Origin of the sequence: Gelidibacter sp. (assembly GCF_035577925.1) — a bacterium.
Lineage (GTDB): Bacteria > Bacteroidota > Bacteroidia > Flavobacteriales > Flavobacteriaceae > Gelidibacter.
Genome location: NZ_DATJCY010000081.1, coordinates 1 through 12,625, shown reverse-complemented (window position 1 = coordinate 12,625; position 12,625 = coordinate 1). Strand labels below are relative to the sequence as shown.

At 36.6% G+C, this 12,625-nt stretch carries 11 protein-coding genes; 8 read left to right on the top strand and 3 right to left on the bottom strand.

Going from position 1 to position 12,625, the window contains the following annotated elements:
* From VNJ50_RS02925 to era, 6 genes are all read left to right on the top strand, one after another.
* The coding region (locus tag VNJ50_RS02925; protein WP_325578895.1) for a T9SS type A sorting domain-containing protein at positions 1-1,066 on the top strand (1,066 nt) is incomplete at its 5' end.
* Between the two features lie 207 nt (positions 1,067-1,273).
* Entirely contained in the window at positions 1,274-2,809 is a 1,536-nt protein-coding gene (guaA, locus tag VNJ50_RS02920; RefSeq protein WP_325578893.1) for a glutamine-hydrolyzing GMP synthase, read from the top strand.
* A 112-nt stretch (positions 2,810-2,921) separates the two neighbouring features.
* On the top strand, positions 2,922-4,832 hold the full coding sequence (locus VNJ50_RS02915) for an amino acid ABC transporter substrate-binding protein (RefSeq protein ID WP_325578891.1): 1,911 nt from the start codon (positions 2,922-2,924) through the stop codon (positions 4,830-4,832).
* The gene (locus VNJ50_RS02910) at positions 4,829-5,230 is read left to right on the top strand and encodes an OsmC family protein (RefSeq protein ID WP_325578889.1); all 402 of its coding nucleotides are present in this window, start codon (positions 4,829-4,831) and stop codon (positions 5,228-5,230) included. Before VNJ50_RS02915 ends, VNJ50_RS02910 begins: the two co-directional genes overlap by 4 nt.
* A 51-nt stretch (positions 5,231-5,281) precedes the next feature.
* Entirely contained in the window at positions 5,282-5,518 is a 237-nt protein-coding gene (locus tag VNJ50_RS02905) for a DUF3820 family protein (protein ID WP_325578887.1), read from the top strand.
* A 99-nt stretch (positions 5,519-5,617) separates the two neighbouring features.
* Positions 5,618-6,499, top strand: coding sequence for a GTPase Era (gene era, locus VNJ50_RS02900; RefSeq protein ID WP_325578885.1), 882 nt, complete (start codon positions 5,618-5,620; stop codon positions 6,497-6,499).
* A gap of 218 nt (positions 6,500-6,717) precedes the next feature.
* Here the strand turns inward: era and VNJ50_RS02895 are convergent, their stop codons facing one another.
* Positions 6,718-7,224, bottom strand: coding sequence for a GTP-binding protein (locus VNJ50_RS02895; protein ID WP_325578883.1), 507 nt, complete (start codon positions 7,222-7,224; stop codon positions 6,718-6,720).
* Between the two features lie 76 nt (positions 7,225-7,300).
* On the opposite strand from VNJ50_RS02895, the gene der reads away from it, so the two are divergent.
* Together der and VNJ50_RS02885 are read left to right on the top strand one after the other, a co-directional pair.
* On the top strand, positions 7,301-8,605 hold the full coding sequence (der, locus tag VNJ50_RS02890) for a ribosome biogenesis GTPase Der (protein ID WP_325578881.1): 1,305 nt from the start codon (positions 7,301-7,303) through the stop codon (positions 8,603-8,605).
* 95 nt (positions 8,606-8,700) lie between these two features.
* The gene (locus VNJ50_RS02885) at positions 8,701-11,481 is read left to right on the top strand and encodes a TonB-dependent receptor (protein WP_325578879.1); all 2,781 of its coding nucleotides are present in this window, start codon (positions 8,701-8,703) and stop codon (positions 11,479-11,481) included.
* 55 nt (positions 11,482-11,536) lie between these two features.
* Here VNJ50_RS02885 and VNJ50_RS02880 read toward each other — a convergent pair whose 3' ends face one another.
* On the bottom strand, positions 11,537-12,403 hold the full coding sequence (locus VNJ50_RS02880) for a TPM domain-containing protein (RefSeq protein ID WP_325578877.1): 867 nt from the start codon (positions 12,401-12,403) through the stop codon (positions 11,537-11,539).
* 17 nt (positions 12,404-12,420) lie between these two features.
* Positions 12,421-12,625: TPM domain-containing protein (locus tag VNJ50_RS02875; protein ID WP_414652860.1), on the bottom strand; the 205-nt coding region annotated here is incomplete at its 5' end.

The window sequence follows — 12,625 nt, the reverse complement described above, 5'->3', positions numbered from 1 at the left end:
ATCATTTGAAGGGGGCGCCTTAACTTTTAAAGGAAGGATTACTCAGAATCCTGTTGATGTTGAGATTTCTGAAGCTCCGGCAGGCAATGCCTGGAACCTAATCGGAAATCCATACCCATCATATCTTGATTTTGAGAAGTTTTTTGAAGAGAACGAAGGTGAATTTAGTAACGGTAATGTGGCTATTTACGGCTATACAGGAGTTTCTAATACTTGGACGGTGGTGAATAAAGCTAGTCCTCAGTCTCCAATTGCTCCTGGGCAAGGCTTCTTTGTAAATGCAAAACAAGGCGGAGGAATAATCCGTTTTACCCCAGAAATGCGAATTACCGGTAATACAGACGACTTTATTGCTGGCAGACCAAGTAAAAATATTGCATTAAGCAAGCTCAAATTAAGTGATTCCCAAAAAAGTGATGTCACAAGTATCTATTTTATTGATGGTACCACCAGAGGATTGGATCGAGGTTATGACGCAGGCACCTTTACAGGTGTGGCGCGTGACTTTTTGATATACACAAATTTGGTTGAAGACCATTCTGGAACAAATATCGCTATTCAATCCTTACCTTATGACGATTTTAATGAGGTGACGGTTCCGTTGGGGATTAAGGCTAAAGCTGGTGCCGAATTGAGCATTAGTATTGATAGCCTATCCACCATACCTTCCACAATTAATGTGTACTTGGAAGATAAGCAGGAAAATACTATGGTTTTACTTAATAAAGGTTCATACACCTTTACGTCCACAGTAGAGTTGAATACTGCTGAACGTTTTAATATCCATTATTCATCCAAACCGCTATCCATAGACAATTTACCGTCCAATGATAATATACGCATCTATGTTGCCGATGCGCCGAAATCCATCATGATTCTTGGTCAATTGAAATCAGCAACAACAGCAAGTGTCTATGATCTTCATGGCCGAATGGTGCTGAGTAAAGCGCTCAACGCTAACAGCACAGAGAATGCAATTGATGTTTCAACCATAAACACTGGCGTTTATATCGTAAAGTTGAGCAATGATCATCAAGCTAAAACACAAAAAGTTATCATTAAATAGGTTGTAAATATTAATTGTTTAGATATTGAAAAACTGTCCATTATTTTTGGACAGTTTTTTAGTTTATGACTTTAACGCTAATTCGGTACATGAGTTCAAATAACGTTTGCTTGACAACGGTGCTGTAAATTCAATAGCTTTATAAAAAAATAAACAAAAAACCCGAGCCCAAGTTCGCCAATATAAAATCTATCCTTATTTTTGCACATGCAACATAATAAAGTACTTATTTTAGACTTCGGATCGCAATACACACAGCTTATTGCGAGACGTGTTAGGGAACTCAATATTTATTGTGAGATCCATCCGTTCAATAAAATCCCATCGGAAGTAGAAAGCTTTAAAGCCGTTATTTTATCTGGCGGACCATCATCCGTACGATCAGATAATGCTCCGCAACCCGATTTGTCAAAAATTAGAGGCCACATGCCATTGCTGGGTATTTGCTACGGTGCGCAATATCTGTCGCATTTTTCTGGTGGATTGGTCGCACCTTCTGATTCCCGTGAATATGGTAGGACCAATTTAACTTTCATTCATAGTAATGAGCCTTTATTTGATCATATAAATACAGGAAGTCAAGTCTGGATGAGTCATAGTGATACCATTAAAAAACTGCCAACTAACGGTCAGCTCATAGCAAGTACCAAAGATGTTGAAAATGCCGCGTTTGTCATTGAAGGCGAACAGACTTATGGTATTCAATTTCATCCAGAAGTGTATCATTCTACCGATGGCAAACAATTGTTAGAGAATTTTTTGGTTCATATTGCAAAAATAGAACAGGACTGGACACCACAATCTTTTGTTGAGGAAACTGTTGAAGCTTTAAAAGCACAAATTGGAGATGATAAAGTGGTTTTAGGATTGTCGGGAGGTGTAGATTCATCAGTAGTGGCAATTTTGCTTCATAAAGCTATCGGAAAAAATCTATATTGTATTTTTGTTAATAATGGTTTGCTTCGTAAAAATGAATTTACAAGTGTCCTCGCTCAATATGAAGGCATGGGACTTAATGTAAAAGGCGTTGATGCCTCGGCACGTTTTTTGGATGCGCTTGCTGGATTAAGTGATCCGGAATTGAAACGAAAAGCAATAGGACGCGTGTTTATAGAGGTTTTTGATGATGAGGCACATAAAATTGAAGATGTGAAATGGTTGGCACAAGGCACCATTTATCCCGATGTGATTGAGAGTGTTTCTGCAACAGGAGGACCTAGTGCTACCATAAAAAGTCATCATAATGTTGGTGGCTTACCAGATTTTATGAAATTGAAAATTGTTGAGCCATTACGAGCATTATTCAAAGATGAGGTGCGACGTGTTGGTGCATCCATGAAAATGGATGAGGCTATATTGGACCGTCATCCTTTTCCCGGACCTGGTTTAGCGATTCGTATTTTGGGTGATATTACTGCCGAAAAAGTCCGAGTCTTACAAGAGGTTGATGCCATTTTTATAAATAATTTGAGATCATCCGGCTTGTATAACAAGGTATGGCAAGCTGGAGCTATTTTATTGCCCGTTAATAGTGTTGGCGTTATGGGTGATGAACGTACTTATGAAAAATGTGTTGCTTTAAGAGCTGTTGAAAGTACAGATGGAATGACCGCCGACTGGGTAGATTTGCCTTATGAGTTTTTACAAAAAACCTCAAACGAAATAATAAATAAAGTAAAAGGCGTTAATAGAGTGGTGTACGATATCAGTTCAAAACCACCGGCAACTATTGAATGGGAATAACAAATTTCTGCAAACGCAGGAATCTCATAATTCCGATTACATTATAAGAAGTTAAGACATTCCCTTCTAGCTTTTACGAAACAGCAAGAAGGGAATATATAAACATTTGTCAATGAAAAAGTTAATTTTAATTTGTATCCTTACGTTGTCATGCAGTTGGTTTGCCAATGCGCAGAAATTCAAATCGCATACAGTAAAGCAAGGAGAAACTGTTGAGTCGATTGCAAAAAAATATCAAGTAACGGCTTCGGATATTTATATTTTAAATCCGGATGCAAAGAAAAGACTGATTGTCGATTCTGTTTTGATCATTCCTAATGTTTCAACGATTGTTTCCGGACTTCCTGTTGAAACTAAAGAGCTGATAGGCTATAAATCCCATAAAGTGAAACGCAAGGAAACACTCTATAGCCTTTCCAAAACCTATAATATTGAAGTTGAAGATATAAAAAAACACAATAAGCGTTTGTATTCTGAAAACTTGAAGAAAGGTGATCAAATCCGTATTCCACAATACAAAACCGTCGCTTCAAAAGTAACACCTAATGCTGCGCTAAAAACTTATACCGTTCAGCCGAAAGAAGGGAAATGGGGAATTGCCTATAAATATGGAATTACCGTGGCCGATTTGGAAATCTTAAATCCAAATATGAATGAGGTGCTACAACCAGGCGATATCATTAATGTTCCCAATGCGACCGATGTTAAAGTCATTGATGAGAATTTTAATTATTATACCGTACAAAAAAGTGAAGGTTATTATAGATTAAAAGTCAAATTAGGGCTCACTCAAGAGCAGTTGGAAAATCTTAATCCTGAGTTGAAGGTTGATGGATTAAAAGATGGTATGATTCTAAAAATACCAAATAATATCATGGTTGGTGAAAAACTCGAAGATGTAGAAATTACTAATTTGAATTCGAACCTAAAAAATTTAAGGACTAAGCAAATTGCTGTTATGTTGCCTTTTCGTTTAGCTCGGGTAACTACAGACTCTATTCAGCAGACTAAAAATTCTATTAAAAATGACCGACGTTTATCAGTTTCGCTGGATATTCATTCCGGTATTTTGATGGCTATCGATTCTGCAAAACAATTGGGCATTTCATCAAATGTGAAAGTTTTTGATACTGCTGATCAACTTGCTGAAATTTCTAAAATATTGAACAATAATGATTTTTCTAAATACGATGCGGTTATTGGTCTACTGACGGCCAAAAATTTAGATCGGGTGGCACTTGCGCTCGAAAAAGATAGAATACCCGTAATTTCTCCCATTACAAAACCAACACAATTACTTGAAAATGTTTTCCAAACCATTCCAGAACAGGAAAAACTCGAAAAGTCAATTATCCAATATGTAAAAGATGATTTGTTAAGACGCAACGTGGTCATCATCGCCGATCATTCGCATACCAATGTAAGCAATCGGTTAAAATCAGAATTTCCTAATGCAAAATTGATTTTATCGCGGAAAGACGACAAGACCGGACGTGATGCTTATTATATTCAGGCCACCAATTTAAATGGAGCATTTGTCAGCGGAAAAAACTATGTGTTTTTAGAAACCGCCAATGAAGCTTTAGTATCAAACGTTACCAGTATGCTTAATGGATTGACCAATAAAAATCAAGAAGTTATTTTGGTCACTACCAATAAAACAGATGCTTTTGAAGGTGTCAATGTGTCCAATTATCACCTTTCAAATTTGCAATTCCATTATGCATCCATCAATAGAAGCTTGAATTCCGACCACCCGGACAGTTTTGTAAAATCATACAAAAAGAAATACGGTGTTGAACCTAACAGGTTTGCAGTCAGAGGTTTTGATTTAACTTTGGATATATTGTTGCGTTTGGCTTCTGCCGACGATTTGTACCAAACCGCCAATAGTGCGATAGAAACTGAATATACTGAAAACAAGTTTCGATATTCAAAAAAACCACAAGGCGGTTATCTTAACGAAGCGGTTTATATTGTAAAATATACCAGTGATTTAACGATAGAAGAAGTAAAATTATGACATCAAAAGTAGTTTATTTAGGCGATTTAAGAACGGAATGTACGCACCTATCATCTGGAAATACATTCATTACCGATGCACCAACCGATAATAATGGTAAAGGAATGGCATTTTCGCCAACTGATACTGTTGCCACAGGATTAGCAAGTTGTATGATGACCGTTATGGGAATTAAAGCTAGGGATATGCAAGTGGATATGACGGGTACTACAGCAGAAGTCACAAAAACAATGGCCAGTAATCCACGTCGTATTTCAAAAATAGAAGTCGTCATGAATTTACCAGTCGAAGCCGATGATAAAACTAAAAAGATTCTTGAAAATACAGGTAGAACCTGTCCGGTGCTTTTCAGTCTTCATCCGGATATAGAAAAAGTCATCACTTTTAAATGGGCGTAAACAGCCATACCTTAAACTATTTTAAAACTTCTCTTTGCGTAAATTTTTGATATGTCTGAATTAAAACCAGATACTGATTTTCTGATCAAATTAGCACATACCAAAATGCCTTATGGCAAATATGAAGGTCGTTTTCTTATTGATTTGCCTGAGTTTTATATTGTTTGGTACCACAATAAAGGATTTCCTAAAGGACAATTGGGAACAATGCTTGCTACTGTCTATGAATTGAAATTGAATGGCTTGGAGGATTTAATCCGAAATATTAAGAAACAATATCCCAAGTGAATTTTTGGGTTTTCGTGAAATTTAGAAACGATGAAAGCCCAACTTAATTAATGGATTGTCTTAAAATTTAAAACTTATCTTTGAATAAAATATAACAAGATGCATAAAGCTGGTTTTGTAAATATCATTGGAAATCCAAATGTTGGTAAATCAACATTGATGAATGCCTTTGTAGGCGAAAAATTATCGATCATTACCTCAAAGGCACAAACTACAAGACATCGCATTCTTGGAATTGTCAATGGTGATGATTTTCAGGTCATTTTATCTGATACCCCAGGAATAATCAAACCGGCTTATGAACTTCAGGAATCCATGATGGATTTTGTAAAATCTGCTTTTGAAGATGCTGATGTACTTTTATATATGGTCGAAATTGGCGAACAGGAACTAAAGGACGAAACTTTTTTTAAGAAAATCACAAATTCAGATATTCCTGTGTTGTTATTGCTCAATAAAATCGATAAATCCAATCAGCAGCAATTGGAAGAACAAGTGCAATTATGGTCTGAAAAAGTGCCCAATGCCATGATTTATCCAATTTCAGCTTTAGAAGGATTTAATGTGAAAGAGGTTTTTGATAAAATCATTGAATTGTTGCCAGAATCGCCTGCATTTTATCCAAAAGATCAGTTAACTGATAAGCCAGAACGTTTTTTTGTGAATGAAACCATTCGCGAAAAAATATTAATGCACTATAAAAAGGAAATTCCGTATGCCGTTGAAATTGATACGGAGGAGTTTTTTGAAGAAGAAAATATCATCAGAATGAGATCGGTGGTCATGGTAGAGCGCGAAACCCAAAAAGGAATTATTATTGGCCATAAAGGTGCTGCTTTAAAAAGAGTGGGTATTGAAGCTCGAAAAGATTTAGAACTTTTTTTTGGAAAACAAGTGCATTTGGAGCTTTATGTAAAAGTCAATAAAAATTGGCGAAGTGATCAAAAGCAGTTGAAGCGATTTGGATATAATCAGAAGTAGTTTTACCGGTTGTGGGTTATCCGTTGTCAGGTGATCTAATTACGTCTGTCGAATGTTGATTTACAAATCACTGTAGAATAATTCTTTTTGCTACTTTGCTCATTAAGGTGATTTTATAGTTGCCATTTAATGAGTTTCCACTGAATTCAGATTCATCAATAATTCTCTGTAAATCTTAGTGTTTCTCCGTGCAACTCTGTGTAATAACATTCTTCAACCTAAAGCAATCCATTACTTTTTAAAGTCGTATCCATAAAATCATACAACGCATACATTTCAGATTTTCCTTTTGCTCTTCCAATTCGTCCTGCAAAATAAAGCGCAAACCAAGTGGCAACCATGAGCAACATCAATCCCATTTGAAAACCATAGGTGCTTTTTAAAGTCCAATTGGTATAAGTCCAAATTCCAAAAGCTATAAAAAGACCGGCCACTACAAAATGCAAAAACATAAACATCGTCCAAACGGTGGGGTTGGGTCCAAATAAACCATGTAAAGTAGAAGTTTTTTCGGTGTTTTCATTAATTTCTAAATGCAATTGTGGCGACCAAAATTGTTGATGGTGTTTTGGTAACCGGATAAAAACATGATCGTCAACTCTCACAATTTTATAAGTTTCATTAGTGGTTTTAGCATCTTCAAATATTTTTAATACGGATGCATTATTATGGTTTAATTCCATTTTAAAACGCGGTCTTAATACAATTTCGTTAGATATTGGCATAGATATAGTTTAGTGTGCGGAAAATAGTCTATTTTTTTAATATGGAAACACTACATTTGCAAACAATTAAAAAAGTATGAGTAATATAGTAGCTATTGTAGGGCGTCCCAATGTTGGTAAATCAACTTTGTTCAACCGTTTAATTAAGCGTAGGGAAGCTATTGTTGATGCGGTGAGTGGTGTAACTAGAGACAGGCATTATGGCAAATCGGAGTGGAATGGCCGTGAGTTTTCGGTTGTTGATACCGGAGGATATGTTGTGGGCAGTGATGATGTATTTGAAGCGGAAATTGACAAACAGGTTGAAATTGCCATTGAAGAAGCCGACGTGATCATTTTTGTGGTGGATGTCGAAACCGGCGTTACCGGTATGGATGAAGATGTAGCCAAATTATTAAGACGGGTTAGTAAGCCTGTGTTTTTGGCAGTGAATAAAGTGGACAATAATAAACGTGCAGAAAATGCAGTAGAATTCTATTCCTTAGGTTTGGGTGAGTTTTTCAATATTGCAAGTATTAGTGGTAGTGGTACGGGTGATTTGCTGGATGCCGTTGTAAAAGCACTTCCTGAAGATGTTATTGAAGAAGAAAGTGAATTGCCTAGATTTGCAGTTGTAGGTCGTCCCAATGCGGGGAAATCATCGTTTATTAATGCACTAATTGGCGAAGATCGCTATATCGTTACGGATATTGCCGGTACAACAAGAGATTCCATTGATACCAAATACAACCAATTTGGGTTTGAATTTAATCTTGTAGATACTGCGGGAATCCGTCGTAAATCCAAAGTCAAGGAAGATTTGGAGTTCTATTCGGTGATGCGCAGTATCAGAGCCATTGAGCATTGTGATGTCGTCCTATTGGTCCATGATGCCACACGTGGTTTTGACGGCCAGGTGCAAAATATTTTTTGGTTGGCCGAACGCAACAGAAAAGGAATTGTCATTTTGGTAAATAAATGGGATTTGGTGGAAAAAAACACCAATTCGGTAAGAGATTACGAAAGAGAAATCCGAAAAGAAATAGCACCTTTTACTGATGTGCCTATTGTTTTTATTTCGGTACTCAATAAACAACGTATTTTTAAAGCCATAGAAACTGCTGTTGAAGTTTATAACAATCGTAGTAAAAAGATAAAAACAAGTAAGCTCAACGAAGTATTACTGCCAATTATAGAGAACAATCCGCCACCGGCCTTAAAAGGTAAATTCGTGAAAATTAAGTACATTATGCAGTTGCCAACACCGCAACCGCAATTTGCGTTTTTCTGTAATTTGCCGCAGTATGTAAAAGATCCGTATAAACGCTTTTTAGAGAATCAGTTGCGCGAACAATTTAACTTCCATGGTGTTCCTATTAGCATATATATGCGTAAAAAGTAAAATATAAATTTTATTTAGGATTTTTTTAAGAGGGTAATAAGATATCTCTTTTATCTTCGATGCCTTAAAGCACTTAATTATCAGCTATAAAGTTTATGAAGAAGTATATTTCCATAGTCACGCTTTTGTGTGGCTTTTTGGTTTTTTCACAAGGATCTCCATTCAAAATTTCTGGCGTTTTAATTTCCGAGGACGATAAAACTCCGTTAGAATCGGCCACTGTTTATTTAGAAACGCTCAAAGATTCCACTTTGGTAACTTATACTATTTCTGATAAAAATGGCAATTTTACTTTAGAAAACAGAACCAACGATGACGCTTTAAATCTGACGATTTCATATGTTGGCTATCAGCCATATACCAAAACTATCAAGATTGAAAAATCGCCTATCGATTTAAAAACTATCGAATTATTACCGATGAACGCGTTGGATGAAATTGTCATCCGATCGCGCGCACCAATTACCATTAAAAAGGATACTTTAGAATTTAATGTTGCTTCATTTAAAACCAAACGCGATGCCAATGTTGAAGATTTGTTAAAAGAGTTGCCTGGTGTTGAGGTTGATGAAGATGGCACTATTAAAGTTGATGGCAAAGAGGTCAGTGAAATCCTGGTTAATGGCAAGCCTTTTTTTGGTGATGATCCTACAATTACCACACGAAATTTGACCAAAGAACTTATTGAAAAAATTCAGATAACGGATACCAAATCAAAATCGGAAGCTTTTAGTGGCGAGAAAGGTAACCGTGAAAATAAGACCATAAATCTGACTATTAAAAAAGAGAATAACCGAGGAGTGTTTGGGCGGGTTTCGGCAGGAGCAGGAACGGACAGTCGTTATGAATTTGCAGGAATGGTCAATCTTTTTGATAATGAGCAGCGGTTAAGTGTTTTGACAAGTGGAAATAATGTGAATTCCTCGGGATTTAGTTTTGGCGAAATACGAAAAATGTTTGGAGGTAGCAGAGGAATGGGGGGCAGAGGTGGCGTCGTTTCTATTGATGGGCGTTCATTTGGTGGCGGACAAGGCATCACCACATCCAATACAGCCGGCGTAAATTATGCCGATCAATTAGGTAAGGGCAATGATCTTTCGGGGGATTATTTTTATTCAGGAAGCCATTCAAATAACGCAACGCTTACCGAACGGGAGAATTTCTTGCCAGACTCTAGATATTTTACCAATTCAACGTCCAATTCAAAAAACGATACGGATAGCCATAGGGCCAATATGACTTTTGATATCAAGATCGATTCTACTTTTATGGTCAATATTCGTCCTTCCTTTGGATTTACGGAATCGAGTACCATCTTTGAAAGGGAGGAAGCCTCACGCGATGAAAATGATATTTTGACCAATCAATCGGAAACAGGATCATTTGTAGAAAGCCTTGCCAAAAATTTTGGAAATAATCTTAATATGACAAAGAGGTTTGGATCAAAGGGTGCTTTTTTAAGATTGCGGATGAACACCAGTATAAACACAACCGATTCTGATGATTTTTTGAATTCAGAAACTCATATTTATGGTACTAATCCTAGTGATCTTATAAGAAAACAATTTACAGACGGAAAAAGAAACTCCAATAGTTTGGCTATGGGCATTACTTACCGATTGCCATTACAGGCCAAAAAATGGTTCTTGGATTTTAACTATAGTTTTGATAATGATAAGCGTAAAGACATTAGAAGTACTTTTGATTTTGATGACGACTCACTGCTTTATGATGATTTCAATACGCAGTTGAGTACCAATTTTACCAATAAAAATAGACAGCACAGTCCTAACGTTAAGGTAGTCTATGATTCAGAAAAGATGTCATTTGGTTTAGGTTCGGGATATTCAAACAGAACCATTGGCAATAGCGATCAATTACGACCAGAATTGAGTTTAGAGCAAAGTTTTGATTTTTTGAACTTGGATGCCAATTTAAATTATCGTTTTAGTCCAAAATCATCATTTAATTTTAAATATGATTATTCAAATCAAGTACCACAAATTTCGCAATTACAGCCCTATCAGGATGTTTCTAATCCTTTGAATATAATCACTGGAAATCCAAATTTAAAACCTTCAACAAATCATCGATTGAATTTTGGGTTCAATAATTTTGATTTTCAAAAGAGAACTGGTTTTTATGTATATGCACATGCCAATTTCACCGAAGATAATGTGGTAGCCAAATCGCTGGTTGATGAAAATTTTGTTAAAAATACGACCTATACCAACGTCGATGGTAATTATAATATGTCCCTTGGTTCTAGTTTTAGCAAGGATTTTAAATTAGATCCTCTTCAAACAATAAAATTCAGATTGGGTTTATCTGGCAGTTTAAGCCAGCAGGTTAATTATAATAATGACGTTGAATACGCAGCGCTGAACACACAGTTAAATCCAAACTTGGAAATCACTTATTCTTGGAAAGATCTTTTTGAAATACGCCCCAATTACCGTTTGTCATTTACAAAAACAAAGTACGATTTAGACCGTTTGGACGATCGGAATTTTATGAGCCATAGTCTGGGTATTAGAACGGCAACCTTTTTTCCTAAAAAATTGGAATGGCGAAATGACATCGATTATAGATATAATCCCAACGTGGCACAAGGCTTTCAAAAAAGTGCCTGGTTTTGGAATGCAACTTTGGCCTATTCCGTTTTAAAAGATAATGGAACGGTCACTCTAAAAGTTTATGATCTGCTGAATCAAAATACCAACGCCCAACGTACGACGACGGATAACTATATCCAAGATTCGCAAAGTACAGTTTTAGAGCAGTATTTTATGTTGAGTTTTAACTGGAAATTTAACAGCTTAGGAGCAAAAGGGGAAATGAAACAAAGAGGCGGAGGAACTATGCATATGATGTAATTCAATAATCATCTTATGGTGATTCAGTTATTGAGTTTTAAGGAAGTTAAAGTAATTACCAACCTCCTGAAGCGCCACCACCCCCAAAGCCGCCGCCACCAAAACCACCTCCGAAGCCGCCGCCACCAAATCCACCACCACCAAAACCTCCGGATGAACGACCGCCACCGCCCATACCGCCACGTCCCATATTACTTAAAATAATGGCATCCCAAATACTGAAATCCCCACCGCTATTGTTCCCTGGGCCATTGCCACCGCCGCCATGATTTTTATTAGAAATCGAAATGATGATAATGATGAATATTATAAAAAGAAGGATAATAAATCCGGCAGGAAATTCTTCAGGAGTGTTGTCTTGTCGTGTGCCTTTATATTCGCCGGTCATGACTTCAAAAATGGCATCAACACCTCGGTTTAGTCCGCCGTAATAATCATTTTGTTTAAAGTAAGGAATAATATCACGTTCAATGATGCGTCGTGACATTGCATCCGTTAACAAGTGCTCAACGCCGTAACCTGTATTAATGGCAATTTTCCGATCGTCTTTAGCCAGCAATATCAACACGCCATTGTCTTCTTTTTCTTGTCCGATGCCCCATTTTTGACCCCATTGCGCACCTAAATAATTGATGTTTTCACCTTGGGTTGAACTTATGATGATCACGACAATTTGGGTTGAGGTAGTATCGGAATATTTGATCAGCTTTTGTTCTAAAGTGCTTTTCTCACTTTCAGATAATAAAGAAGTGTATTGGTAAACACTGGTTTGGTCGGTGAGTTTTTTAGGCTTATCGGGAATATTAAACTGAGAAAATCCAAGCTGAATGCTGCCTATAATCAACAGTGTGCTAAAAAGAAAGCGTTGATAAACGCTTCTTTTGTTATAATTAATAGGTTGATTGCGGACTTCTGACTGCATAGTGCTCATTTGAATTTTTATCCTATGGAAATATCATCAGGAATTTCATTTTTATCGCCATTTTCCCATGGGAAATAAGTTTCCAATTGCTTACCGGCTTTTAAAATACCATCTACCAATCCTTGTTTGAAATGTCCTCTTTTAAAATGGCCTTGCATTACATTTTTAGTGCTTTCCCAAAAATCATCGGCAACGACACTATTAATGCCTTCGTCACCAAAA

Coding starts and splice junctions, on each gene's coding strand:
- guaA (WP_325578893.1), top strand. CDS start 1,274: ATGCAACATAATAAAGTACTTATTTTAGACTTCGGATCGCAATACACA.
- VNJ50_RS02915 (WP_325578891.1), top strand. CDS start 2,922: ATGAAAAAGTTAATTTTAATTTGTATCCTTACGTTGTCATGCAGTTGG.
- VNJ50_RS02910 (WP_325578889.1), top strand. CDS start 4,829: ATGACATCAAAAGTAGTTTATTTAGGCGATTTAAGAACGGAATGTACG.
- VNJ50_RS02905 (WP_325578887.1), top strand. CDS start 5,282: ATGTCTGAATTAAAACCAGATACTGATTTTCTGATCAAATTAGCACAT.
- era (WP_325578885.1), top strand. CDS start 5,618: ATGCATAAAGCTGGTTTTGTAAATATCATTGGAAATCCAAATGTTGGT.
- VNJ50_RS02895 (WP_325578883.1), bottom strand. CDS start 7,224: ATGCCAATATCTAACGAAATTGTATTAAGACCGCGTTTTAAAATGGAA.
- der (WP_325578881.1), top strand. CDS start 7,301: ATGAGTAATATAGTAGCTATTGTAGGGCGTCCCAATGTTGGTAAATCA.
- VNJ50_RS02885 (WP_325578879.1), top strand. CDS start 8,701: ATGAAGAAGTATATTTCCATAGTCACGCTTTTGTGTGGCTTTTTGGTT.
- VNJ50_RS02880 (WP_325578877.1), bottom strand. CDS start 12,403: ATGCAGTCAGAAGTCCGCAATCAACCTATTAATTATAACAAAAGAAGC.